This is a genomic window from Pelagimonas phthalicica, from assembly GCF_004364805.1.
In the GTDB taxonomy this organism is placed as follows: Bacteria; Pseudomonadota; Alphaproteobacteria; order Rhodobacterales; family Rhodobacteraceae; genus Pelagimonas; species Pelagimonas phthalicica.
Map to the genome: position 1 here is coordinate 1,136,807 of NZ_SOAP01000001.1, position 24,197 is coordinate 1,161,003.

A 24,197-nucleotide genomic window follows, 5' to 3' on the forward strand; every position below is an offset into this window, starting at 1 on the left:
TCAGGCCCGGCCAATCAAAGACGCCCCCCAAAAACCAAAGGTAGAAAGCGGGCGCTGACGATAAAGACCCAGCGCATTCAGATCACGCAACCGCCGGGGCAGGGGCGCGCGGCGCGCCTGCATAAAGGCGCGATGCAGGGCGGCATTTTCCGGGGTCAGCCAGCGCTGACAGGCGATCAGCGCCGCATCATTCAGGTCCAGCCGGTCGCGAAACCCGCCCGCCAGAACCTTGGCCTTGCGCGCCATTTGCGCGCGCAGCCCCTGGCCCGAGCCCAGCACATTGCCACCATGCTGGCGATAGCCCAGCACCGGGGCGCCATTATCGGCAATCACCTGCCCGCCTGCGCCAATGATCAGCTGATAGAGCCACCAATCATGGGCAAACACCGCCACAACCTCGGCACTGGCGGCCCGCGCCAGCTCGGCCGCGGCGGGGTTCAGCACAATCGTATTGCCCTGAGCGATGTTTTCGATCAGCGCATTGCGAAACCCCGGCGGGCGGGCAAAGGGGGCGGACTCCTGATAGCTGTCGCCGCCATCCCAATAGCGCGAGCGCGCGCAATAGAGCGCCGGGATCTCTGCCGGGACCTCTTGCAGGGCCGCCACCGCGCGGGCCAGTTTATCCGCGAACCAGACATCATCCTGATCGGCAAAGGCCACCATATCGCCCGACCCTGCGCCGCTTTTGGGTGGCAATTGGCGGATCAGCGACATGAAATTGGCGGCAAACCCGGCGCGCGGCCCGGCGCGCAGGCTGAGCCGATCGGGCGTCTGGGCGAAAAACCGCTGGATCACATCGCGGCTCTCTGGGGTGGGGCTGTCATCGCTCACATGCAGGTGCCAATCGCCATGGCTCTGATCCAGCAGGCTTTGCAATTGTGCCTGCAGATAGGGCGCGCCCTCATAGACACCCATCAAAATCTGCACCTGCGTCATGAAAAGCCCGTCACTCTGCTCATACCCTCTTGAGCGACTCTAGCAGAATTCCCTCATGGTAGTTGCGAAGGAAATAGGCTATCCGACCCGCGGTTGCAAAGAGAGAGATGCCGCCCTGATGAGACGCTTTTTACGCCCGGCCCTGATCCGCCGGTTTTTTGCCAGCCTGCGCGAGGAAGGTCTGCGCATGGCTTTGCACAAGGCGCGGATCTATCTGGGCATGCAATGGCGCGGCCATGCCCCTTCGGTCCTGGCCGGGGGCAATACCGGGGGTGGTCCGGAAACCAGCCTGCACGGGATCTGGGCCGAAATGGCGCGCGGCGATGGGTTTCACGTCACCCGCAGCCTTGCGGATGGGCCGCGTATCGCGCTGATTGGCGATCTGAACCTCGCGCAATGTCGCAAATACCGCATCGAGCAGCTGGCGGAATTCTGGGAGGCGCAGGGCGTGCGCTGCGACTATTCCCATTATCAGGACGTGCCTCGCGCCACGCGGATTTTGCAGCAGGCCACGCATCTGTGCGAATACCGCTTGCAGGCCAGCCCGCTCACGCAGATGTATCGCTATGAGGCGCGCCGTCTCGGGTTGCCGATCCTTTATGATATTGATGACCCGCTGTTCTCGGTCTCGGCCTATGAGACCTATCAGAACATGGCCATGCTCGACCCGGGGCTCAAGGCGCATTTCCTGAATGAGGCCCCCAAATATGCCGCCATGATGGAGGGGGCCGATCTGGTCACGCTCTCCACGCCGGGTCTGGTGGAGCATGCCAGCCTCTATACCCGCCGCCCGACCTATCTGCGCCGCAACTTTGCCGATCAGGCGACGCTGGAGAATGGCGCGACCGCCATGGCCGCGCGCGAAAGCGATGATCTCTTCCGGGTGGTCTTTGCCAGTGGGTCACAGGGGCATGAGGCGGATTTTGATCTGATCCGCGATCAGGTCAGTGCGTTTGTCACCGCTGACCCGAACCGCCGCCTGACCATTCTGGGGCATTTCCAGCTCGATCACCTGCCCGAGGCGCTGGCGGCGCAGGTCGAACATCACCCGTTCAGCCAATATGACCAATATCTCGCCCGGCTGGCGGGGGCGGATGTGGCGCTGATGCCGCTGCAAGATGACATCTTTAACCGCTGCAAAAGCGGGGTGCGGGTGATTGATGCGGCTTCGGTCGGCTTGCCCGCCATTGTCAGCAGCGTCGGCGATCTGCCCAATCTGGTGCGCGACGGCGAGACCGGCTTTGTCGCCGCTGCGCCGGGGGATTGGACGGCTGCGCTTGAGGCTTTGGCCGCTGATCCCACCCGCCGCGCCGCCATGCGCGCCGCGACCCGCCAGGATCTGGAAACGCGCTGGAGCGCGCAAGCGGCCGATCACATCATCTCGCCCGAGGTGCTTGCGTGGATTCGCACATGACCCCCCCAGTGAAACGGCCTCATATCCTGCTGGGCAATGTGTTTTTCTCGCCGTTTTCCTATGGCGGGGCGACGGTGGTCGCCGAAGAGGTGGCGCGTGATCTGGTGGCCCGTGATGCCGCCCGTGTCAGCGCGGTTTCTTTGATGTCGCGCGCCGAAATGGCCCCCTATACGGTGATGCGCGCCCAGAATGCCGGCGTTGATAATTACATGATCAACATGCCTGCGGGCCGGGGCTATGAGGCCAATTACGACAATCCCGAAGTGGGCCGGGTCTTTGACGAGCTGATCGCCGATCTCGCCCCGGATCTGATGCATCTGCATTGCATTCAGGAAATTGGTGTCGACGCCCTGCGCGCCGCAAAACGCGCCAATCTGCCGGCCATCCTGTCGGTGCATGATTTCTGGTGGATCTGCGAGCGGCAATTCATGATCCGCATGGACAATGTCTATTGCGCGCAAAACCCGGTGAATATCGACAATTGCAAATCCTGTGTCGGCAATTGGGAAGCGGCCAAGGCGCGGTTGCTTTGCCTGCATGAGGTCGCGCGGGATGTCGATATGATCACCTATCCCAGCCATTTCGCCCGCGAGCTGAGCGAGGCTTCGGGTCTGGCACCGGGGCGCGGGGTGGTCTGGGGCAATGGCGTGCATTTGCCGGGCCCGGATTTTGCCGCAGCCCAGGCGGCGCGGCGCGCCCGCGATCCCCGGCTGGTCTTTGGCTTTGTTGGCGGGCCGTCACAGATCAAGGGCTGGCCGATCATCCGCAAAGCCTTTCAGGAGCTGGGGGCCGAGACCGGGCGCGATGATTTTGTCGTGCAGGTGGTGGATGGCAGCATGGATGGCAGCTGGTGGAGAGGCATTGATCTCTCGGATCTGCCGGGCGAATGGCAGGTGGTGCCGCGTTTCAAACAGGCGCAGATGGATCAGTTCTATGCGGGCATTGATGTGCTCTTGTTCATGTCGCAATGGAAAGAGACCTTTGGCCTGGCAATCCGAGAAGCGCTGGCCCGGGGTATCCGGGTGATCCAGACCGAGAGCGGCGGCACCACGGAACATGGGGCCGCCCACGCCCAAGAGCTGATCCCGATTGGCGCGGGCAGTCAGATCCTGATGCCCCAGCTCGATGCCGCCCTAAGCGCCCATCCCGCACCCGCCCCAGACCCGGTTGCGATCACCGGCTTTGGCGACCAGGCCCGGGAGTTCGAGGCCTTGGTGGCGCGGGTGCTGGCCTCGGTCAAAGGCTAAGCCGTTCGCGCGCGAAACGTTTGGGATTGGGGTGATATAGGCTCTACTTCTGCGGAATAGCGGCTGGGAAATACGGCTTAATTAACATAACACGCATTATTGGAGATGTGTTCAAAACATGAATACCGTAGACATCCCACCACGCTCACGCATGAAGACCTGGGCCTATACGGTTTTCATCATCGCATTCCTTTGCTTATGGCTGAGTGGGATGACGGCAGGTTTGATGGCTGGAGCCTGTCGGAACGACCGATATGAAGGTGAAAAGAAGCTGCGATTTTGCAATATCTCACTGACAGCCGCGGCTTGGATGCGTCTCTTGCCGGTTGAGCGCACCAAAAGATCAATCATTCACTTGGAACGTGGGATCGCATTGGCGCAAATGGGTCGAAACGACGAAGCAATCGCCGCCTTCAAGACTGCCCTGCAAGATGCACGGGAGAAACGCGGGTCTTGGGAGAAAAGGTTGCATCAGCGCATGGTTGCCCTGAAAGATCCTCATGCCCTGCCCCTGTGGGTCTCGGTTGTGCAAGCGGCTGAATAGAGATTCATCCTCCAAACAAACCGCTCAGCGCATTAAGCGCCATTTCGGTGATCTTGCCGCGCAGGAACAGCCAGTCAAAGAACAGGCAGGCGACAAAGATCATGCCCATCTGATAGCCCGGCGCGGCCCAGTCCTGCAGCAGGATCGTCAGCGCCCAGTTCTGCTTGGCCACATAGCCATAGGCCGCCCAGGCGCTGTATCCGGTCAGGGCGATGGAAAACGCCGTAAAGCGCCAGTTGAGAACATCGCGAAACAGCACCAGCCCCAGCATGAGCGACAGCACCACCACATTGACCAGACCAAAGCGGCGCAGATCCAGCAGCAAACCTCGGACCGAGCTTTCATAGCGCGCCAGCACAAAATCCTGCACGGTTTCTGTGCCAATCCGCAGCTGTGCCACCCGTTGCATCATGGCGCTGTCCGCAATCACCGACAGGGCCGCCCATGTCTCGCAATTTTCCTGACAACGATCTGACAGGGCATAAGACAAAAGTGCGGGCACGATCTGTTGGCGTTTGAGATCAAGCGCCTCGGCCTCTAGACCAAAGCGGCGCGCCAAGGCCCCAAGGCGTTCGGCGCGATCCCCCTTGGCCAATTGCACCTCGCCCGCTGCCCAGGCAGCATCAGCCGCCTCTTCGACCTTGGCGATGGCAAAAGATTGCAGCCGTTCTTCGACCTGGGTCGGGTTGGTGAAGGTGACCATGACCAGCAGGGCCGAAAGGATCAGCCCGGTCAGTTGCACGGCGATCAGGGGGGCTTTACCAAAGACACTCATACGCATGTGACCACCCTACCCCAACTTATCGGCGATCTTGCCAAGGTGGCGCTGCACCAGGCTTTGGGCGCGTTCAAAACTGGCGGCTTCGGCATAGCAACGGAATTCCGGGGCGTTGCCGGAGGGGCGCAGATGCACCACATCGCCACCGTCAAATGTCACGCGCAAACCGTCGGTCAGGTCCACACCGGATTCAGAGCCTGTTTCGGCGAAAAACGCCGCTCGGGCCTCGGCATCTTGCTGCAATTCCGCCAGAAATGCCTTGGAATTTTCCGTGGCTATGCCCTGCAAGCGATCCGCAGCGGTAAAGCGTGGCGGCAGGCTGGCGACAAGCTCACTCAAGCTCTGACCCGCCGCGCGCGCCATAGCCAGCGGCGCGAGGATCGGCAGCAGGCAATCGCGGGTCATCAGCGGGGCCAACGGCCCGGCGGGGCCACTGGCGGTAAAGCCCAAAAGAAAACCGCCATTGGCCTCGTATCCGACGACAGATGCGTCTCTATCCTTGCCCAAAACCGCCTCCATCGCGGCAATCACAAAGGGAGAGCCGATGCGGGTCAGGGTGATCTCGTCAAACTCGGACATCTGCGCAATCATCGAATTGGAGGAGACCGGGGTGCAGATCAGTCGCGCGCCGAGGCTCTGCGCGCTGAGCGCCCCCAGCACATCGCCGGGAATGACCTGGCCCTGCGCATTGGCCAGCATCGGGCGATCAGCATCCCCATCGGTGGAGATCACCGCATCCAGCCCATGTTCCGCGCACCAGCCACCCAGCAGGGTCTGGGTGTCGGGGTCAAGCGCCTCGGTATCGACGGGGATAAATGTGTCAGAGCGCCCCAAAGCCACCGGGGTCGCACCAAGGGCGGCGATCACCTCCATCATGATGTCGCGCGCCACAGAGCTGTGTTGATAGACGCCAATGCGCAGACCCGTCAGGGCGTCAGCGCCAAATGCGTCTCTATACCGGCCCGAATAGGCCGAAACCGCCGCCTCTGCACCATCACTCAGCGCCCCCTGCCCGCCTGCAGGTGCGCGGCCGAGATTGGCATTGATCGCGCCCTCATCCTCTTTGCTGATTTCACCCGACGGGGTGTAGAATTTCAGCCCGTTGCGGTCGGCGGGAATATGGCTGCCGGTGACCATGATTGCCCCGGCCTTTGCCTGCCCCGCCGCCAGCGCCAAAGCCGGGGTGGGCAGCACACCGCAATCGACCACATCAACGCCCTCGCCGCGCACCGCACCCGCCACCGCCGCGGCAATATCCGGTGAAGAGGCGCGCAGGTCGCGGCCCAGATAAACAGCGCCCCCCACGGGACAGGCAGCCAGAAAGGCCCTTGTGTAATCACTGACAAGCTCTTGGGTCAGATCGACAACCAGACCGCGCAATCCGCTGGTTCCAAACTTGGGGGGCATATCCGCTCTCCTGACTCATTGCGAAAATTCATTGGCTCACATGTCACCGGAACCAGGGCAAAAGGCAAATGCTTATGCGCAGTTTTCAGGCAAAGGGCACAGGCACTCAGCACCCATGTCGCGCCGGGCCTAACGGCAAGCCGGGATGGGAGCGGACTGGCAAAAAAACCACTGTTCGCAAGTGCAAAATCCTTATATGCCTGCCATGGCATGCCCCGGATCGACCGGCTGTGAGCTCTCAGCAGCCTTGGCCCGGTTCGGATACGGTTTTGACAAGACAAAGAGATTTTCACGCAGATGGGCAGTGGCGCGGATATTCTGACAAGACAGGCGGCAAGGCTGGCCTGTCCCCCGCGCCCCTTGGTCCCTCAGCAGCAAAAGGTTACCCCGATATGATCACCCCTATTCTGCTTTGCGGCGGTTCCGGAACCCGGCTTTGGCCGCTGAGCCGCAAGTCTTATCCCAAGCAATTTGCGCCGATCCTGGGGGAAGAGACCCTGTTTCAGGCCTCGGCGCAGCGTTTGCAGGGCGCGGGCTATGGCTGTCCGGTGGTGATCACCGGATCTGATTTCCGCTTTATCGTGACCGAGCAGTTGCAGGCGGTGGGGATCGACCCCGGCGCGATCCTGATCGAACCCGAAGGGCGCAACACCGCCCCCGCCGTGCTGGCCGCCGCGCTGCATGTGGCGAAATCCGACCCCGAAGGTCTGATGCTGGTGGCACCGTCTGATCATGTGGTGCCCGATGCCGAAGCGTTTCGTGCTGCGGTCGAGGCAGGCTGCACCGCCGCCAATGCCGGTCAGTTGGTGACCTTTGGCATCACACCCACCCATCCCGAAACCGGTTACGGCTATCTGGAACTGGCCGAGCCGCCAAAATCCGGCGCGCCGGTGCCGCTGAGCCGCTTTGTCGAGAAACCCGATGCCGCCCGCGCCGCCGAGATGCTGGCCGATGGCAAACATTTGTGGAATGCCGGGATCTTTCTGTTCCGCGCCTGCGATATCATCGCCGCCTATGAAAAGACCGCGGCCCAGCTGATGGAGCCGGTGCGCAACGCCTATGAGGCTGCCCAGCCCGATCTCGGCTTTCTGCGTCTGGCCCCCGAGCCCTGGGGCGGTGCCGAGGATATCTCGGTCGATTATGCGGTGATGGAACAGGCCGATAACCTGTCAGTGGTGCCCTTCCATGCCGGTTGGTCGGATCTGGGCGGCTGGGATGCGGTCTGGCGCGAAAGCGAACCGGATGCGCGCGGCGTTGCCACCACAGACAATGCCACCGCGATTGATTGTGACAACACGCTCTTGCGCTCGGAAAGCGAGCGGGTGGAGCTGGTCGGCATTGGGCTCGACAATATCATTGCCGTGGCCATGCCCGATGCGGTTCTGGTGGCGGATAAATCGCGCAGCCAGGATGTCAAAAAGGCCGTGGCGGCGCTGAAAGAGAAAAGCGCGCTCCAGGCGACATCCTTCCCCAAGGATCACCGCCCCTGGGGCTGGTTTGAAAGCCTGGTCATTGGCGAACGTTTCCAGGTGAAACGCATCCATGTGCATCCCGGCGCGGCGCTTTCCTTGCAAAGCCATCACCACCGTTCGGAACATTGGATTGTTGTGCAGGGCACCGCCAAGGTCACCGTGGATGAGGATGTGAAACTGGTGAGCGAAAACCAGTCGGTCTATATCCCGCTGGGCGCGGTGCATCGCATGGAAAACCCAGGCAAGGTGCCCATGGTGCTGATCGAAGTGCAGACCGGCAGCTATCTGGGTGAAGATGACATCGTGCGCTACGAAGATGTCTATGCCCGGTCCTGATCTTCAGGTTTGATTCAGGGTCTGACGATTGGACGTGACTTTGGGCTGAAACAGTCTCTGTTTTGGCCCTAAAACAGGAAGTCCGTGCCGTCGAGATCGTCCAGATTGACGTTTTGCAATCGGATCGAGCTGTCCGCCCCGGTGGTGATGATCACATCATTGCCCACCTGTTGCGATGCCGCCAGCACATCGCTGGTGGAGGAGAAACTGCTGTGCTGGCTGAAATCCAGCACTTCCAGCGCGCTATCGGCATCAAAATCCACCACCCGGTCATGGCCGTGATTGTCATCAAAGACAAAGCGGTCAGCGTTGAAATTGCCCATGAGCACATCATCGCCCTCGCCGCCATGGATCGTGTCGAACCCGGCCCCGCCATAGATCGTATCCACCCCGTCGCCCCCATCAATCAGGTCATTGCCCTGCCCGCCAAAGAAACGGTCATTGCCCACCCCACCCCAGAGCGTGTCATTGCCGCCTTCGCCAAAATGGCCATCGCTGCCTTCGCCGCCATAAAGCAGATCATTGCCGTCACCGCCAAAGAGCCGGTCCAGGCCGAGATCGCCCAAAAGCGTGTCATTGCCCGCATCGCCATAAAGGTTGTCGGCCTGATGCCCGCCATCCAGCAGGTCATCGCCGGTGCCCCCCGAGAGCAGGTCATAGCCAGCATCCCCCATCAGCGTGTCATTGCCGGAGCCACCCCAGACCCCATCCACGGTGATACCAAAATTGGTGCCCGCGCTGATCCAATCATGGCCATCCCCGCCATAGAGCCGATCTGCGGTGCTCCCACCCCAAAGGCTGTCATTGCCGCCCTCGCCATGGATCTGATCATAACCAGCCCCCCCGGAAATGACGTCATTGCCGGAGCCGCCCATCAGGGAATCCGCATGGGACCCGCCCGAGATGGAATCGTCTCCGTTCTGGCCATAAATCGTGTCAAACCCGCCATCGCCCAGCAGGATATCCCCGGTTGAGCTGCCGGTGATGCGGTCATTGCCGCCCTGGCCCGAAATCTGTTCACCGTTAAAGCGCGCGCCGATCACTTCGCCTTGGCCGCCGCCAATCAGGGTATTGCCGCCAACCAGGGCAATCGCCGGTTCCGCCAGCCGTTCCGGTCCGGCAGGCGGGGGGCCGGGAATCTGGCTGGGGTCCAGATCGCTGCCCGCCTCGGGGCCGGGATCACGGCCGGGATCGGGATAATCGTCAAGATTGACCGAGACATTGGGGGTCAGGGTGATGGTGTCACCCTGAAAATCGCTCAGCGACAGGGGCTGCCCATCGGCGGAATAGACCCAGAGCACCTCGGTGCCGATGCGGATTTCCGCGCCCCAGCTGCGGCTGTAAATCTCAACATCGCTGCGATCGGCCACCAGGTCGGAGCTTTGCAGCACCAGCCGGTCGGTGCCGCGCTGGAAATCCAGGATCTGGTCGCGCACCCCGTCCGAGCCCAGCACAAAGGTATCGGCCCCGGCGCCGCCGCGCAGGGTGTCGACCTGTTCGCCGTCGATCAGAATGTCATTGCCCGCCCCGCCAGTCAGCGTGTCATTGCCCAGGCCTCCGGCGATCACGTCATCGCCATAGCCCCCCACCAGCGCATCTGCCCCATCCCCCCCGGCCAGGGTCAGCCCGGCATTGTCCAGGGTGAATTCAAACTCCACAAGAAAGGGATCGGTCTGGGTCGAGACAAAGATGCGCGCACTGTCGCCTTCGACGGCCACATCCAGCGCGGTGATGCCGCCCAATGGGGTGTCCACACTGGCGGCCACCGTGGCCACCGGCAACAGCTGCCCACCGGGCAAAAGCGCCAGAACCGTGATCCCCTGATCCGCCCCCGCCGCAACAACAAAGGTCTGATGACCAATCACAACCGTTTCAACAAAATTGGCCTGACCAAAGCGGGTGTCGAGACTGTCGATCACATGGCCAGTGGGCACCAAGCGTTCATCCTGAATGGCCAGCACGGTCAGCGAGCTGCTGCCCGATCCGGCCACCACCACATAGGGCACGCCATCCGCCCCCACCACCGCGCTCATGGCGCCGGGGCGGTCGATCCACAGCCCGTCAGCCACATCCACGGTCTGGATCACATTATAATCGCCGCTGCCATTCATCCGCAAAAATGCCAGCGCATCCTGTTCGCCATAGGCCACCACCGCATAAGAGCCGCTATCGCTGCTGACCGTTGTGACATTGGTGGCATCCAGCCCGTTTATCTCGCCCAGCGGGCGGCGCACGGAAATGCCGCGCAGGGTGTGATCAAAGGTGAGTTGCAGGATTGACCCATCCTGCAAGGTGGCAATCGCCTCTTGCCCATCCCCGGTCACCGCAATGCTGGCAATGGTCCCGAGATCAAAAGACCCGGCATCATAGCGCAGATAGGTCTGCAAATCGGTGCCGACACTGGTGCGCCCGCGCAGATCGCCATTATCCAGCCCCGCCAGCAGGACCTGCAGCCCATCATCGGTGGGCAGGATCGCCAGATCGGTGCGTTCCAGTTGCAGATAAAAAGAGGGGATTTCCCAATGATCGATCAAGCGGGTCTGCCCGCCGCTCAGATCAAAAACACTGAGATAGCTGCCCGCCCGGCCCACCGTGAACAGGACAGGCCCCGACGCCCCCTGAACGACCTCAAGATCGGTCAGACCATATAACATTTCCATATCTGGAACCGAGATTGCGCCAACCCCGGACAAGCCTGCCTGCAGCATTTCGCCCTCGACATCCCGCACTCTATTTGCAGGGGCCAAGAGACGATTTTCATCGCGCTTTGCTGAGGATGAATTGGGGCGGTTTTCGGGCCTGAAACCTCAATTTTACAAAGATTAAAGCGTTTCCAGTTTTTGCTAAAACAGCGTCTTTTCCGGGCCTGCCATCCCGGCAAAGGCACCGGATATCTTGCCGGCGATTTCGCTGGGTGTTGCCGATGGCGCGCACGCTGGATTAAGCGCGCGCTAAGGCCCCGATGAAACCCTGCGCGGCGAACACTTCCCTGTTTTGCCAAATTTTGAAGGTCCCAGATGCCGCAGTCTTCGCCGATCATGAACCTCCCCTATATTGAACCCTCTCAGGCTCAGAAACATGTGACCCATAATGAGGCGCTGCGCATTCTGGATGCGGTGACCCAGCTCAGCGTGCAAAGCGCCGATCTGGCCACGCCTCCGGCCAGCCCTGCTGATGGCGATCGCTATATTGTCGCCGCGGGTGGCGTGGCGGATTGGGCCGGTCAGGATGGCAATATCGCCGTCTGGACCGACAATACCTGGCAGTTCTTTGCCCCCCAGGCCGGCTGGCGCGCCGATGTCACCCCGACCGGCAACAGCCTACGCTTTGACGGCACCACATGGGGCCCGGCCAGTGATGTGTCGGTCGTGCCTCAGATCGGAGTCAATGCCACGGCCGATACGGTGAACCGTCTTGCGGTGGCCTCCGAGGCTTCGCTGTTCAGCCATAATGGCGCGGGCCATCAGGTGAAGGTCAACAAGGACACCGCGACCGATACCGCCAGCCTGCTGTTCCAGACCGGCTGGTCGGGGCGCGCTGAAATGGGCACCGCCGGATCGGATGATTTCTCGATCAAGGTCAGCGCCGATGGCACCACCTTTCACACCGCCCTGCAGGCCGAGGCCGCGACCGGGCGTGTGGCCCTGGGCCAGGGGGCCGCACATGATGAGCTGTTCACCGTGGCCGAAAACGCCATTTCACCCACCATCCTGATCCGCAATCTTGGCGGCACGGGTGGCGCGCAATTCCAGGCCATTGATGATCTCTCTGGGGCCAATTGGAAGTTCAAGACCACCGGCGCGGGCGCCTTTAAGCTGCGCGACCAGACCAATCTGACGGACCGTTTGCAGCTTTTCCCCGGTGTGGAGGGTCGCATCGAATTTTCCGGCCCGGTTGTTGCCCCCTCTTACACCGTGGCCACCGTGCCAAGCGCGGCCACGGCCACCGCTGGGGCGATGATTTTTGTGAGTGATGAGGTCGGCGGGGCCGTGCTGGCCTTTTCCGATGGCACAAACTGGCTGCGCGCGACGGATCGCGCGGTGATTTCGTAAAAATCACCCTGAAAACAGGGTCGGGAACACCACTCAGGGCTGTCCTGAGACCTGACGTGACAAGGGCCTGACCCACTGTTAAGACGGGGCGCAAGACCATAAAGGGAGCGCCCCGTTGCAAGTGACCGAGACCCCCCTTCCCGGGGTATTTCTGCTGGAACCCCGCCGTTTTGGCGATGATCGGGGCTTTTTCTGCGAAAGCTGGAACAAGGCCCGCATGGCCGAGGCCGGTCTGGATTACGATTTCGTCCAGGACAACCATTCGATGTCTGCCCAGCTGGGCACGGTGCGGGGCCTGCATTTCCAATCGCCCCCCCATGCCCAGGCGAAACTGGTGCGCTGCGGGCGCGGTGTGCTGTTTGATGTCGCCGTGGATATCCGCAAAGGCTCGCCCACTTATGGGCAATGGGTTGGCTATGAGCTCTCCTTTGACAATGGCAAACAGCTCTTGATCCCCGAAGGGTTTCTGCATGGCTTTGCCACCCGCACGCCTGACACGGAAATCATCTATAAATGCTCTGACTATTACGCCCCCGAATGCGACGGCGCGGTGCGCTTTGACTGTCCGGATCTGGGCATTGATTGGGGTCTGTCGGGCGACGCGGTCCTGTCTGAAAAAGACGCCGCCGCCCCGGTGATGGCCGATTTTGACAGCCCCTTCGTCTGGGAGGGCGCGGCATGAAGATCCTGGTGACCGGCGGGGCCGGGTTTATTGGATCAGCGGTGGTGCGTCAGGCGATTGGCGACGGGCATCAGGTGGTCAATCTGGATGCGCTGACCTATGCGGCCTGTCTGGACAATGTCGCCTCGGTGGCCGATCACGAAAACTATGCCTTTGAGCAGGTCGATATCCGGGATCGCGCGGCGTTAGACACTGTTTTCACCAAACATGCGCCCGATGCGGTGATGCATTTGGCGGCTGAGTCCCATGTGGATCGCTCCATCGACGGGCCGGGTGATTTCATCGAGACCAATATCACCGGCACCTTCAACCTGCTTGAGGCGGCGCGCAAATATTGGCTTGAGGCTGGCCGCCCCGAGACGTTCCGTTTCCATCATATCTCCACCGATGAGGTGTTTGGCTCACTTGGGAAAACCGGGCAATTCACCGAAGAAACGTCCTATGATCCGCGCAGCCCCTATTCCGCCTCCAAGGCCGCCTCTGACCATCTGGTGCGCGCCTGGGCCGAAACCTATGGGCTGCCCGTGGTGCTGACCAATTGCTCCAACAATTACGGCCCCTTCCATTTCCCTGAAAAGCTGATCCCGGTGGTGATCCTCAACGCTTTGGCGGGCAAAGAGATCCCGATCTATGGCGATGGCTCGAATGTGCGCGACTGGCTCTATGTCGAAGATCACGCCGATGCGCTGCTCTTGGTGCTGCAAAAGGGCGCGCTCAATCGCAGCTATAATATTGGCGGCGAGAATGAGCGCTCTAACCTTGAGCTGGTGCAGACCATCTGCGCCATTCTCGACCGTCTGAAGCCCGCCGCGACACCTTACGCTGATCTGATCACATTCGTGACCGACCGCCCTGGCCATGATGCGCGTTATGCGATTGATCCGACCCGGATCGCCACGGAACTGGGCTGGCGCCCTTCGGTCACCGTCGAGGAAGGGCTGGAAAAGACCGTGCAATGGTATCTCGACAACGAAGACTGGTGGCGCGCGCTGCAAAATCGCGACGGTGTTGGTCAAAGATTGGGAACGGGCTGAGCCATGCCGATCTGTCGCGCCGGAGCCAAGCTGATCTATTTCGCCCATGTGCCCAAATGCGGCGGCACGGCGGTGGAACGCTATCTTGCCAAACGCTTTGGCAAGCTCGGCTTTTGGGACGAGGCCTATGCCCAGCGGGACCCGGCCTCGGCCTGGACGATCTCGCCGCCCCAGCATGTGCTTGAGGTTGTGCGCCGCGATCTGCTGCCCGACCGGCTGTTTGATGCGCAATTCGCCACGGTGCGCCACCCGGCCACCCGGCTGCGCAGCATGTTCCGTTTTCAGCGCGATATTGAAAACGCCCTGCCCCCCAACACCCGGTTTCGCACCTGGATCGAGGGGCTGCCGCGCACGCTGGCCACGGCGCCTTATGCGCTGCATGGCCATCCCCGCCCCATGTCGGATTACGTGCCCAAACAGGCGCAGGTCTTTCGCATGGAAGAGGGGCTGGATCAGGTCATCCCCTGGATCGAGGCGCTGATTGGCGAAGAGCCCAGCGACCCGCCCGAAACCTTGCCCCGCGTCAACGAGCTGGAGCGCCGCCTGCCCCCCGAGGTGGTGAACCGCCCGCCCGTGCTGCTGGATGAGGCCAATCTGGCGCTGATTGCTGATATCTATGCCAGTGACTATGACCGCTTTGGCTATGATATAGCCCCCCCTGAACAGACCTCTTGAGACGAAAGTAAGAGCCGCCGCGATGAATATCCTTGTTTTTGGTGCCACCGGTCAGGTCGCGCGCGAATTGCAATTGCTGATCTCTGGCTCCCAGGTGCATGAGGCACAGTTTCTGGACCGCGCCGCCGCGGATCTGAGCCAGCCCGAGACCTGCGCCGCCGCCATTCGCGCCGCCGCGCCCGATGCGGTGATCAATGCCGCCGCCTATACCGCCGTGGACCGCGCCGAAGACGAAGAAGAGCTGGCCAGCACCATCAATGGCGCAGCCCCCGGCGCGATGGCGGGGGCCTGCGCAGCGCTGGCTATCCCGCTGGTGCATATCTCGACCGATTATGTCTTTGCCGGGGATGGTGACACCCCCTGGACCCCGTCAGACCCTGTTGCCCCGCAAAACGCCTATGGGCGCTCAAAACTGCTGGGCGAAGAGGCGGTGCGCGCGGCGGGCGGCCCCTATGCGATTTTGCGCACCTCCTGGGTGGTCTCGGCGTTTGGCAATAACTTTGTCAAAACCATGCTGCGCCTTGGAGCCGAGCGCGACAAGCTCACCATCGTGGCCGATCAGATCGGCGCGCCCACCTGCGCGCGCGACATTGCCCGCACCTGCCTGGCCATGGCCGAGCAGCTGCAAAGCAATCCTGAGAAATCCGGCACCTATCATTTCAGCGGCACGCCCCTGACCAGCTGGGCAGGTTTCGCGCGCGAAATCTTTGCACAGGCCGGGCTGTCCTGCGCCGTCGAAGACATCCCGAGCAGCGCCTACCCCACCCCGGCCACACGGCCGCTGAATTCCCGACTGGATTGCAGCGCCACGGAAATCACATTTGGACAGCCCTGCCCTGACTGGCGCGACGGGCTGCGCGAGATATTGAAAGACCTTGAGACATGAGCAAACAGAGCAAGCGCAAAGGCATTATTCTGGCCGGAGGCTCGGGCACGCGGCTATATCCGATCACCATGGGTGTCTCCAAACAGCTTTTGCCGATCTATGACAAACCGATGATCTTTTACCCGCTTTCGGCCCTGATGCTGACCGGGATTCAAGAGATCTGTGTCATCACCACCCCGCAGGATCAGGACCAGTTCAAACGCACTCTGGGCGATGGCAGTCAATGGGGGCTGTCGCTGACCTATGTGGTGCAGGACTCTCCGGATGGGCTGGCCCAGGCCTATCTGCTGGCCGAGGATTTCCTTGATGGCGCGCCCTCGGCCATGGTGCTGGGGGATAATATCTTTTTCGGCCATGGCTTGCCTGACAAGCTCGCCGCTGCGGACGCTCAGGAAAGTGGCGGCACGGTGTTTGGCTATCGCGTCTCTGATCCCGAACGCTATGGCGTGGTGGGCTTTGACAGTGAGGGCAATGTCAATCAGATCATTGAAAAGCCGGATGTGCCGCCCTCGCCCTATGCGGTGACGGGTTTGTATTTCCTGGATGGCAGCGCGCCAGAGCGCGCCCGCGCCGTCAAACCCTCGCCCCGGGGCGAGCTGGAGATCACCTCGCTGCTGGAAATGTACCTTGATGAGGGTGCGCTGAACGTGCAGCAGATGGGGCGCGGCTTTGCCTGGCTGGATACGGGCACCCATGCCTCACTTCTCGATGCCGGGAATTTCGTTCGCACCCTCAGCGACCGCCAGAGCCAGCAGGTCGGCTGCCCCGAAGAGATCGCCTTTGAAAATGGCTGGATCAACGAGGCCGAACTGGCCGCCCGCGCCGAGCTGTTCAAAAAGACCAATTACGGCAAATATCTGCTGACTCTGCTCAGCTAAGTTCAGGATGCGTGAATTCCCCGCATAAGGGGGGCAAAACGCAAGCATGACAGGTTCAAGTTGTCAAAGAACTGGTCTACATCTGGGCAAACCGCGCGTCTCATTCCGGGGGCGCGCCCATATAAGAGAGTTTGGATGCGCGTCACGGACAGCAAAACGCCGCAGGCAAAGCCCCAACGGGCCGCGGGCCTGTCACCGGATCTGTCCCGCCGTCCCGCCAGCACTCCTGGAGATATATAATGGCAAAATCATTCCTGTTCGTCTGTGGCTGCCCAAGGTCGGGCACAACGGCGCTGTGGCGCCTGTTGGTCGGGGATTCCCGCATCCGCCTTGGGGTGGAACGCTATGGCAACCGGTTTTATGCCCGTGAATTCCTGACGCCTGACCTGTTTGAAAAAGACCGCTTTTTCACGCCTCAGCAGGGCGACACGTTTTATTCCGACCTGGCCGGGTTCAACCCCTATTACACCAAGGCCCAGGAGGGCTTTGATGACGCGGCTTATGTCGGTGACAAGATCCCCAAGCTGTATGGCTATCTGGACCAGCTGCAAAGCAATTTCCCCGGCTGCAAAACCATCTTCATCTTCCGCAACATTTTTGATGTGGCGGCGTCCTACAAGGCGCGGATGCTGGATGAGAATGACAATTGGCAGCTCAATGTCTCCAACGCGGTTGCCGATTGGAATGCCTCGCTCAAGGCGGCGCAGGCCTATGGCGGTGATCTGGCGCTGGTGGATTATGAAAAACTGCTGATGGAACAGCAGGGGCTGGAAAAGCTCTATGCCTTCCTCGATCTCGACATCACCCCCGAAGTGCGCGCCACTTTCAAAAACCTGCTGACCCGGTCGGGCACGCTTGAGGCCGGGCGCGCCCGGGCGCTGACCGCGCTTGAGGTCAAGGAAATCTGCGAAACTGCCGATTTCGAGACCTATCGCCAACTGGTCAAGGATGCCGCCGCATGAGCTGGGAAAGCCGCTTTGCCGAGGCCGGGATTTCATGGTTCGCCTTTGCGCGGGTCGTTGGTCCTCGGGCGCGGCTTCGGCTCGAAGGCCCGACCCGGGTTGGCATGTTCAATGTCGCCACCCGGTTTGAGATCGGGGCCTTTTCCTACATGCATGATGGGCAGGGGTTTAACCTGGTGATCGGGCGCTATTGCTCGATCGGGCGCAACCTTTATGCGCTGCAGCCCAACCATCCGGTGGACTGGCTGTCCACCAACCCGTTCCAATACCAGCCCGACGCGTTTTTAGGGGCCAAAAGCCCCTATTTCGACGGGTTTGAGGCCCAGCCACGCCCGCCGATTGGCAACAAGACCATCACCATTGGCAATGATGTCTGGATCGGCTCCAATGTCACCCTGGTCAATGGCATCACCATTGGCGACGGGGCGATCATTGGCGCGGGCAGCGTCGTGACCAAGGATGTGCCGCCCTATGCGATTGTCGGCGGCAATCCGGCCCGCCTGCTGCGCCATCGTTTCGACGAGGACACCATCGCCGATCTGCTGGATCTGCAATGGTGGAACCTGCATCCCAGCATGCTGAGCGGGCTGGAATTTTCCAATATCAACCGCTGCATTTCACAATTGAGACAGCGCATCCAAGCCGGGGCCGAACCCTTTGCCCCCGATGTGCTGGAAGGACTTTCAGGAGATTTTCTGTCATGAGCCAAGCCACCGAGACGACCGGCGTTCTGATCATCCATAATGACAGCTCGCTTTTGGCCGAAACCCTGCAAAGCGCCAAACATCTGGTCGACAGTCTGGTTGTCGTGGATGGGGCCTATGACTGGGTGGCGCCATTTTGCGAGATGAATGGTGAGGACCCGGAGAAATCCACCGATAATCTGCTCGAGATCCTCGATCAGTCCGGCCTGCCCTATACCTATCACACCGGCACCTGGCAGAACGAAACCCACAAGCGCCAGGCCTCGTTGGAATTTGTCAAAACCGATCGCGTCATGCTGATCGACAGTGACGAAATCTACAATATCGATGATGACAAGCTGCAGACCTTCTGGGCCTCGGGCAAGGTCATGGCCTCACTTCAGGCGCCGCTGTTCCTGCATCAGGACGTGGTGACCTGGCATTCCGCCTCAAACGCCTATCCGCTCAAGCCGGTCTTTCTGAACCTGGCCGGGCAGGAGATCGAAACCGTGGTCGCCTCGCTCTGGCTGCTGCTGCCCGATAGCGAAAAGGGCGAGATCGTGGATCGCGCGCTGATCGAACGGGTGCCGCTGGGGATTTTCTATCACCTCAGCATGTTCCGCACCGATAACAACCCCTATCGCCGCTCGCGTTTCTACAACCTGCTCTCGATGCGGGTGGGCAAGCGGATTGGGCTGGATATCAACAAGGAGTTCTCGAGCGACGCGGAATTCACCGAACTGGTGCGCCAATCCAACCGGGTGGCGATGAACAACATGTTCAACCTGCACCGTCTGGCCGCCGCCTTTCCGCAGAAAAAGAACAACCAGGATCTGGTGATCTTTGACTTTGACATCCCCGCCCATGGCGAGATCGTCGCCAAGGCCTATCAGGATATGCTGGCCGATCAGCGCGCCCGCACCGAAGCGCTGCGCGGCACCCCGTTTGAAATGTTCATCGGGCGCGGTGCCTTTCTGGACATGACCGGCCCCGCCGCTGATGGGGTGAGCCGTCTGGATGTGGAGCTGGGCGAAGAGCGCAGCAAGGCCAAGATCCTGTGGCATGTGGATTTCGGCACCCATCGCACGGAAATTCCCAGCGAGGATGGCACCCTGCCCCCGGCCGAGGCGCGCGAGGGCTGCAAGCGGCTTTTGGTGGAAATCACCCTGTTCCACCCAACGCAAAACACCGCATCCATGACCCTGAACTGGACCTGAGAGGCCTGATATGCAGCGCGTTTCCTCCGCCCCGAACAAGATCTTTGTCCTGTTCAACTGCCAGAACCGGATGCTGATCCAGGCGCTGCAACGCCTGCTGCCTGACTCTGAGGTGACGGGGATGAGCACGCATCTCTTCTCGCTGCGTCAGGAACGCGGAGAGATCGACAGCAAGGTTGCGGCAGATGCCTTTGTCTTTCTGCCCAATGGGCCAACCATTCTGGGCCATCACCCCAGCAGCGAATTGCTGCCGGATGTGGACCCGATCATGCTCAACCCGATCATCTTTCGCGGCTTTCACCCGGATGCGGTGGCGGTGCGCAAGGAACAGAATGGCACGGCCTTGCTGGCCGGGCTGCATTCGCAGATCGTGCATCGCGGATATGAGCGCGGCCTGTCCGAAACCGAGATCGCGGCGGAGTTCAACGAACACACCTATCGCGAGCTGGGCTATTTCGAGATGTTCCAGGCCGAGCAGAAACGGCTTTTGGCCGGGTTTGTTGATCAGGGGCTCGAGATGGGCGCGGCCTATAACAGCTGGATGCGCAGCAGCATTTTCATGCGCACCACCAACCACCCCAAACCGCATGTGATCTTTGATCTCGCCATGGCGCTGTGCAAGCGCGAAGGCTGGGCATTTGACCCCGAACGCGCGCGCTATTGGCGCCCCATGGCCGAGGATTTCCTGCTCAATGATACCAATTGGCCAATCTATCCGGATCTGGCCGAAGAGCTGGGTTTTGAGGGCAGTTTCTTTTTCCGGCTCTCGGGGCAAAGCGATGTGCTGACCCTGCCGGAATTCATCCGCCACGAACTGGCTTATTTCAAAGAGTCCGGCGTGCCCGCCTGACCGGCCCCCTGATACCCCTTCCCTGCCCTCTTTGAGGCCAACACGGAAAGACCAGATCATGTCCCACCCCTACAAGAATTTGCCCCCGCAGAATTTCTGGCGCAAAGCCGTGGCAGGGGTGCCCCGGCAGGATCTGATGCTGCCGGTCGCCTCCAGCTTTCAGGTGGAACCGGGCGACAAGGTGGCCACCGCCGGCAGCTGCTTTGCCCAGCATCTGGCCAATGGGTTGCAGAAATCCGGCTTTGACTATTTCGTGCCCGAAGCGGGCGAAGATCTGGACCCGGCGACGCGCAAACAGCGCAATTACGGGGTCTATTCGGCCCGTTACGGCAATATCTACACCACCTTGCAACTGCTGCAGCTGCTGCAAGAGGCCTATGGGCTGCGCACACCGCAGGATCGGGTCTGGCAGGATGATAAGGGTCGGTTTTACGACCCCTATCGCCCGGCCATTGAACCGAATGGCTTTGACAGTGCCGAGGCCATGCTGGCCTCGCGCGAGGTCATGTGCGCCGCGGTGCGCCGGATCGTTGAAGAAAGCGATATCTTTGTCTTTACGATGGGTCTGACCGAGACCTGGCGCAACCGCGCCGATGGCTCGATCTATCCGGTGGTGCCGGGGGCGGTGACCGGGGAACATGACCCCGATCAGCACGAATTCCTCAATATGAGCGCCTCTCAGGTGCGCGACAGTCTCGAAGAGGCGATGGCGTTTTTCCGCGCGCGCAATCCCGGCATCCGGTTCTTGCTGACTGTTTCACCGGTGCCGCTGGTAGCGACCTATGAGGATCGTCATGTGCTGTCCTCGACCACCTATTCGAAATCCGTGCTGCGGGTGGTGGCCGAAGAGGTCTCGCGCGCGCATGAGACGGTCACCTATTTCCCGTCTTATGAAATCATCACCGGCCATTATAATGGCGGGCTGTATTTCGAACCGGATATGCGCAATGTCTCCATGCGCGGGGTGCGCCATGTGATGCGCAACTTCATGCGCGAGATGACCCAGCAGGATGGCGCAAAACCGGCGCTGAGCCAGGAGATCATCGCCCAGTCCGAAAGCAGCTTTCAGGAGCTCAACAAGCTGGTCTGCGAAGAAGAAGCGCTGGACCCCTAAAGCCAGCGTTTCGATTTCTGGGGCGCTGCCCCGTCCGCCCCTTGGGGCGGACTCCCCGGGATATTTTTGGCCCAAAGAAACCTCGAGGGTCAGAGCCCCTTGCTCAGCGCATCATAATCGCGCAGCTGTGCGATGAGGGTGGCGAGTTGATCGACCTGGATCATGTTGGGGCCGTCACAGGGGGCATTGTCCGGGTCCTGATGGGTCTCGATGAACAGGCCCGCCACGCCCACGGCACAAGCCGCGCGGGCCAGGGTGGCGACGAATTTGCGCTCTCCGCCCGAGGAATTGCCGCGCCCGCCCGGTTGTTGCACCGAATGGGTGGCGTCAAAGATCACCGGATAGCCGGTCTCTGCCATGGTGGGCAGACCACGGAAATCATTGATCAGGGTGTTATAGCCAAAGGACGTGCCGCGCTCACAGAGCATGATCTGGTCATTGCCGGTGCTGGCGGCTTTTTCGGCGACATTGCCCATTTCCCAAGGGGCCAGGAACTGACCCTTTTTGATGTTGAGCGGCTTCATGGTGCGGCCAGCGGCCAGCAAGAGATCGGTCTGACGGCAAAGAAAGGCGGGGATCTGGATCACGTCCACCACCTCGGCAGCGGCGGCGCAATGGCTGGTCTCGTGCACATCGGTGATGACCGGGCAGCCGAAGGTGTCGCGCACCTCCGACAGGATTTTTAACCCCTCCTCCATGCCAATGCCGCGCGCTGATCCGATGGAGGAGCGGTTGGCCTTGTCATAGCTGGTCTTGAAGACGAATTTCGACGCGGTGGGCGCGCAGGCCTCGGCCACTTTTTCCGCCATCATCAAGGCATGGTCGCGGCTTTCCAGCTGGCAGGGGCCGGCGATGAAAGAGATCGGGTTGGCGCCGCCAAAGGGCACATCGCCCACCATCACGGTTTTGGTATCGGTTACGGACATTGAAAGGCTCCTTTCCGGCGCATGTGATCAGCGTTGCGGGGCTGTGTTTGCTTGGCATAAGGCGAGGGCGGTGTCGACTGGTTACTGGGGAGCGTTGAGACGCGTGATCGCCCTCCCGCGGGTTGGCGAAGGCACATTCGTTTCTGCCACTTTATCTTTGCCAAACTCTCTCCAACATCTGTGTTCACCCAGACGTAAGCACAATCGCCCACCCGGGGGGCGGGTCATGCCGAAGGCATGCCTCTGGCATGACGATCACGCGGCGGGCCAGAGGCCCTTGATTCCGCGTGGAGGGGAACCCACTAGGCTCCAACACCACCCAAAACAGAATTGATCCGCGCCACGTCTTCGGGGTTGTTCAGCTCCCAGAACACCCGGCCGCGCCCTTCGACCTCGACACAGCGCACCGTCGTGTCATTGACCAGAAAGCGCAGCTGCTCCAGCCCCTCAAGGGTTTCGAGCTGCGAGACCGGCCAGCTGGCATAGGCACGCAAAGCGGCGGGGCGGTAGGCATAGACGCCAACATGGTGATAGACCGGGATATTCTCATCCGGCACCTTGTCGGGATCGATATAGGGCAGCACCTCTTTGGAGAAATAGAGCGCGTGATGCTTGGCGTTGAACACGGCGGTGGTGCCGCCGACGCGGCCCGCCTGGCGATCCTCGACAAAATGACCATAGGTGAGCGGATCACATTGCAACACCGGCGTGGCGACCTGGGCCTCGGGGTCCTCTGCCATGGCGGCAATCAGGTCTTCGACGAACCATTCCGGGGTCAGCGGCGCGTCCCCTTGCAGGTTCACAATCAGATCCGCCTCAATCGCGCCATTGGCCAGGGCTTCGGCGCAGCGGGCGGTGCCATTCTCGGCCTCCGGGCTGGTCATGATCACCGAGGCCCCAAAGCCCAAAGCATGATCGCGAATACGCTCATCATCGGTGACCACATGCACCTCGGCCACGCCGGACACGCGCTGCGCGGCCTGCCAGCTGAGGTGAATCAGAGACTGTTTTTCACCCGATGGCAGGGTCAGTTCCGCCAAAGGTTTGCCCGGATAGCGGGTCGAGGCATAGCGGGCGGGAATGAGGATAACGACCTTCATCACACCACCCCCGCGCGCACCAGATCCTGCATATGCAAGAGACCAACCGGTGCCCCCTGCTGATCCAGGATCGGCAGCACATTGACCTTGAGACGGTTCAACACCGCCATCGCCTCGGCGGCGAAATCATCTGGATGCATGGTGGTCGGGTCCTTTGTGGCAATATCGGCGGCGGTTTTGGACAGCAGATCATCCATATGGCGGCGCAAATCGCCATCGGTGATAAAGCCGCTGAGCTGGCCATCACGCACCACCAAAGCGGCGCCCAACCCATGGGCGGTCATCGCCAGCAGCACATCCGACATGGGCGTGTCCCCCGTCACCAGCGGCAGATTCCCCCCATGCATCAGATCCCCCACCGTGGCCAGTTGCATGCCCAGCTTGCCGCCGGGATGGAAATTCTTGAAATGATCCGCGGTAAAGCCGCGCTGTTCCATCAGCGCCACGGCAATCGCATCCCCCAGCGCCAGGGTGATGGTGGTCGAGGTGGTCGGCGCCATGCCGATCGAACAGGCCTCTTCGGCCTTGGGGATCAACAGCTGATAGGTGGCGGCACGCATCAGCACACTGTCGGGATTGGCCGAGATCCCCGCCATGGGAATATCAAAGCGTTTGCAATAGCTGACCAGATCCTGCAGCTCGCGGGTCTGGCCCGAATTCGAAATCACGATGGCAATATCGCCCGGAACAATCATGCCCAGATCGCCATGGCTGGCCTCGGTGGCATGGACAAACAGCGAGGGCGTGCCGGTGCTGGCCAGGGTGGCGCTGATCTTGTGACCGATATGGGCGGATTTGCCGATACCCGAGACGATCAAGCGCCCGGACATGGACAGAACCGCCTCGATAAAGGCGGTGAAATCACCGGGCAGATCCTGGGCAAGCTGTTCAAGCCCGCGCATCTCTACATCGAGCACGCGGCGCGCGGTCTCGGAAATCGTGGCTGGGGGGTGGGACATACGGGACCTCATATCGCGCGAGAAACAATGCGCTCATGCGGTCTT

The 24,197-nt window shown here is 61.0% G+C and carries 22 protein-coding genes; 15 read left to right on the plus strand and 7 right to left on the minus strand.

Annotation, left to right across the window (positions count from 1 at the left end):
* A complete protein-coding gene (locus CLV87_RS05640) occupies positions 1-936 on the minus strand; it encodes a glycosyltransferase (protein ID WP_099242932.1) in 936 nt (311 codons plus the stop codon).
* A gap of 118 nt (positions 937-1,054) precedes the next feature.
* Here CLV87_RS05640 and CLV87_RS05645 point away from each other — a divergent pair, with 118 nt between their 5' ends.
* The 3 genes from CLV87_RS05645 (at position 1,055) to CLV87_RS05655 (ending at position 4,141) form a co-directional block, all read left to right on the plus strand.
* Positions 1,055-2,350, plus strand: a complete 1,296-nt coding sequence (locus CLV87_RS05645; RefSeq protein WP_166652676.1) for a glycosyltransferase — start codon at positions 1,055-1,057, stop codon at positions 2,348-2,350.
* The gene (locus CLV87_RS05650) at positions 2,347-3,597 is read left to right on the plus strand and encodes a glycosyltransferase (protein WP_099242928.1); all 1,251 of its coding nucleotides are present in this window, start codon (positions 2,347-2,349) and stop codon (positions 3,595-3,597) included. Before CLV87_RS05645 ends, CLV87_RS05650 begins: the two co-directional genes overlap by 4 nt.
* A 118-nt stretch (positions 3,598-3,715) precedes the next feature.
* The gene (locus CLV87_RS05655) at positions 3,716-4,141 is read left to right on the plus strand and encodes a tetratricopeptide repeat protein (protein ID WP_133840700.1); all 426 of its coding nucleotides are present in this window, start codon (positions 3,716-3,718) and stop codon (positions 4,139-4,141) included.
* A 4-nt stretch (positions 4,142-4,145) separates the two neighbouring features.
* Here the strand turns inward: CLV87_RS05655 and CLV87_RS05660 are convergent, their stop codons facing one another.
* Together CLV87_RS05660 and CLV87_RS05665 are read right to left on the minus strand one after the other, a co-directional pair.
* Positions 4,146-4,922, minus strand: coding sequence for a hypothetical protein (locus tag CLV87_RS05660; RefSeq protein WP_099242924.1), 777 nt, complete (start codon positions 4,920-4,922; stop codon positions 4,146-4,148).
* 9 nt (positions 4,923-4,931) lie between these two features.
* Entirely contained in the window at positions 4,932-6,326 is a 1,395-nt protein-coding gene (locus CLV87_RS05665; protein WP_099242922.1) for a phosphomannomutase, read from the minus strand.
* Between the two features lie 392 nt (positions 6,327-6,718).
* On the opposite strand from CLV87_RS05665, the gene CLV87_RS05670 reads away from it, so the two are divergent.
* Complete coding sequence (locus tag CLV87_RS05670) at positions 6,719-8,134, plus strand: mannose-1-phosphate guanylyltransferase/mannose-6-phosphate isomerase (RefSeq protein WP_099242920.1); 1,416 nt, start codon at positions 6,719-6,721, stop codon at positions 8,132-8,134.
* Between the two features lie 68 nt (positions 8,135-8,202).
* On the opposite strand, the gene CLV87_RS05675 is transcribed toward CLV87_RS05670, so the two are convergent.
* Positions 8,203-10,842: a calcium-binding protein gene (locus CLV87_RS05675; protein WP_133840701.1), complete on the minus strand. Its 2,640-nt coding sequence runs from the start codon at positions 10,840-10,842 to the stop codon at positions 8,203-8,205.
* Positions 10,843-11,151: 309 nt separating this feature from the next.
* On the opposite strand from CLV87_RS05675, the gene CLV87_RS05680 reads away from it, so the two are divergent.
* The 11 genes from CLV87_RS05680 (at position 11,152) to CLV87_RS05730 (ending at position 21,167) form a co-directional block, all read left to right on the plus strand.
* Complete coding sequence (locus tag CLV87_RS05680) at positions 11,152-12,186, plus strand: DUF2793 domain-containing protein (RefSeq protein WP_099242916.1); 1,035 nt, start codon at positions 11,152-11,154, stop codon at positions 12,184-12,186.
* Positions 12,187-12,301: 115 nt separating this feature from the next.
* The gene (gene rfbC / locus CLV87_RS05685; RefSeq protein WP_099242914.1) at positions 12,302-12,868 is read left to right on the plus strand and encodes a dTDP-4-dehydrorhamnose 3,5-epimerase; all 567 of its coding nucleotides are present in this window, start codon (positions 12,302-12,304) and stop codon (positions 12,866-12,868) included.
* A complete protein-coding gene (gene rfbB / locus CLV87_RS05690) occupies positions 12,865-13,902 on the plus strand; it encodes a dTDP-glucose 4,6-dehydratase (protein ID WP_099242912.1) in 1,038 nt (345 codons plus the stop codon). Before rfbC ends, rfbB begins: the two co-directional genes overlap by 4 nt.
* A 3-nt stretch (positions 13,903-13,905) precedes the next feature.
* Entirely contained in the window at positions 13,906-14,577 is a 672-nt protein-coding gene (locus tag CLV87_RS05695) for a sulfotransferase family 2 domain-containing protein (RefSeq protein ID WP_099242910.1), read from the plus strand.
* A 22-nt stretch (positions 14,578-14,599) separates the two neighbouring features.
* On the plus strand, positions 14,600-15,463 hold the full coding sequence (gene rfbD, locus CLV87_RS05700; RefSeq protein WP_099242907.1) for a dTDP-4-dehydrorhamnose reductase: 864 nt from the start codon (positions 14,600-14,602) through the stop codon (positions 15,461-15,463).
* Positions 15,460-16,341, plus strand: coding sequence for a glucose-1-phosphate thymidylyltransferase RfbA (rfbA, locus tag CLV87_RS05705; protein WP_099242905.1), 882 nt, complete (start codon positions 15,460-15,462; stop codon positions 16,339-16,341). The genes rfbD and rfbA overlap by 4 nt, the downstream gene beginning before the upstream one ends.
* A gap of 239 nt (positions 16,342-16,580) precedes the next feature.
* Positions 16,581-17,303, plus strand: coding sequence for a sulfotransferase family protein (locus CLV87_RS05710; protein ID WP_099242903.1), 723 nt, complete (start codon positions 16,581-16,583; stop codon positions 17,301-17,303).
* Complete coding sequence (locus CLV87_RS24325) at positions 17,300-18,007, plus strand: CatB-related O-acetyltransferase (RefSeq protein WP_099242901.1); 708 nt, start codon at positions 17,300-17,302, stop codon at positions 18,005-18,007. The genes CLV87_RS05710 and CLV87_RS24325 overlap by 4 nt, the downstream gene beginning before the upstream one ends.
* Positions 18,004-19,203 (plus strand): glycosyltransferase family protein, encoded by a 1,200-nt coding sequence (locus CLV87_RS05720; RefSeq protein WP_099242899.1) that lies wholly within the window; start codon positions 18,004-18,006, stop codon positions 19,201-19,203. The genes CLV87_RS24325 and CLV87_RS05720 overlap by 4 nt, the downstream gene beginning before the upstream one ends.
* 10 nt (positions 19,204-19,213) lie before the next feature.
* Entirely contained in the window at positions 19,214-20,053 is an 840-nt protein-coding gene (locus CLV87_RS05725) for a WcbI family polysaccharide biosynthesis putative acetyltransferase (protein ID WP_099242897.1), read from the plus strand.
* A gap of 58 nt (positions 20,054-20,111) precedes the next feature.
* Positions 20,112-21,167, plus strand: a complete 1,056-nt coding sequence (locus CLV87_RS05730) for a GSCFA domain-containing protein (RefSeq protein ID WP_099242895.1) — start codon at positions 20,112-20,114, stop codon at positions 21,165-21,167.
* Positions 21,168-21,256: 89 nt separating this feature from the next.
* Here CLV87_RS05730 and kdsA read toward each other — a convergent pair whose 3' ends face one another.
* The 3 genes from kdsA to CLV87_RS05745 form a co-directional block, all read right to left on the minus strand.
* The gene (gene kdsA, locus CLV87_RS05735; protein ID WP_099242894.1) at positions 21,257-22,093 is read right to left on the minus strand and encodes a 3-deoxy-8-phosphooctulonate synthase; all 837 of its coding nucleotides are present in this window, start codon (positions 22,091-22,093) and stop codon (positions 21,257-21,259) included.
* A gap of 302 nt (positions 22,094-22,395) precedes the next feature.
* The gene (locus CLV87_RS05740; RefSeq protein WP_099242892.1) at positions 22,396-23,193 is read right to left on the minus strand and encodes a 3-deoxy-manno-octulosonate cytidylyltransferase; all 798 of its coding nucleotides are present in this window, start codon (positions 23,191-23,193) and stop codon (positions 22,396-22,398) included.
* Entirely contained in the window at positions 23,193-24,152 is a 960-nt protein-coding gene (locus CLV87_RS05745) for a KpsF/GutQ family sugar-phosphate isomerase (protein WP_099242890.1), read from the minus strand. The genes CLV87_RS05740 and CLV87_RS05745 overlap by 1 nt, the downstream gene beginning before the upstream one ends.
* Positions 24,153-24,197: the final 45 nt, after the last annotated feature.

Bases quoted from the DNA above. Each gene is read 5' to 3' on its own strand.
- CLV87_RS05710 (WP_099242903.1), top strand. From the start codon at position 16,581: ATGGCAAAATCATTCCTGTTCGTCTGTGGCTGCCCAAGGTCGGGCACA.
- CLV87_RS05695 (WP_099242910.1), top strand. From the start codon at position 13,906: ATGCCGATCTGTCGCGCCGGAGCCAAGCTGATCTATTTCGCCCATGTG.
- CLV87_RS05650 (WP_099242928.1), top strand. From the start codon at position 2,347: ATGACCCCCCCAGTGAAACGGCCTCATATCCTGCTGGGCAATGTGTTT.
- CLV87_RS05730 (WP_099242895.1), top strand. From the start codon at position 20,112: ATGTCCCACCCCTACAAGAATTTGCCCCCGCAGAATTTCTGGCGCAAA.
- CLV87_RS05680 (WP_099242916.1), top strand. From the start codon at position 11,152: ATGCCGCAGTCTTCGCCGATCATGAACCTCCCCTATATTGAACCCTCT.
- CLV87_RS05665 (WP_099242922.1), bottom strand. From the start codon at position 6,326: ATGCCCCCCAAGTTTGGAACCAGCGGATTGCGCGGTCTGGTTGTCGAT.
- CLV87_RS05740 (WP_099242892.1), bottom strand. From the start codon at position 23,193: ATGAAGGTCGTTATCCTCATTCCCGCCCGCTATGCCTCGACCCGCTAT.
- kdsA (WP_099242894.1), bottom strand. From the start codon at position 22,093: ATGTCCGTAACCGATACCAAAACCGTGATGGTGGGCGATGTGCCCTTT.
- CLV87_RS05675 (WP_133840701.1), bottom strand. From the start codon at position 10,842: ATGCTGCAGGCAGGCTTGTCCGGGGTTGGCGCAATCTCGGTTCCAGAT.
- CLV87_RS05640 (WP_099242932.1), bottom strand. From the start codon at position 936: ATGACGCAGGTGCAGATTTTGATGGGTGTCTATGAGGGCGCGCCCTAT.
- CLV87_RS05745 (WP_099242890.1), bottom strand. From the start codon at position 24,152: ATGTCCCACCCCCCAGCCACGATTTCCGAGACCGCGCGCCGCGTGCTC.
- CLV87_RS05655 (WP_133840700.1), top strand. From the start codon at position 3,716: ATGAATACCGTAGACATCCCACCACGCTCACGCATGAAGACCTGGGCC.
- rfbD (WP_099242907.1), top strand. From the start codon at position 14,600: ATGAATATCCTTGTTTTTGGTGCCACCGGTCAGGTCGCGCGCGAATTG.
- CLV87_RS05660 (WP_099242924.1), bottom strand. From the start codon at position 4,922: ATGCGTATGAGTGTCTTTGGTAAAGCCCCCCTGATCGCCGTGCAACTG.
- rfbB (WP_099242912.1), top strand. From the start codon at position 12,865: ATGAAGATCCTGGTGACCGGCGGGGCCGGGTTTATTGGATCAGCGGTG.
- CLV87_RS05670 (WP_099242920.1), top strand. From the start codon at position 6,719: ATGATCACCCCTATTCTGCTTTGCGGCGGTTCCGGAACCCGGCTTTGG.
- rfbA (WP_099242905.1), top strand. From the start codon at position 15,460: ATGAGCAAACAGAGCAAGCGCAAAGGCATTATTCTGGCCGGAGGCTCG.
- CLV87_RS05645 (WP_166652676.1), top strand. From the start codon at position 1,055: ATGAGACGCTTTTTACGCCCGGCCCTGATCCGCCGGTTTTTTGCCAGC.
- CLV87_RS05720 (WP_099242899.1), top strand. From the start codon at position 18,004: ATGAGCCAAGCCACCGAGACGACCGGCGTTCTGATCATCCATAATGAC.
- CLV87_RS24325 (WP_099242901.1), top strand. From the start codon at position 17,300: ATGAGCTGGGAAAGCCGCTTTGCCGAGGCCGGGATTTCATGGTTCGCC.
- CLV87_RS05725 (WP_099242897.1), top strand. From the start codon at position 19,214: ATGCAGCGCGTTTCCTCCGCCCCGAACAAGATCTTTGTCCTGTTCAAC.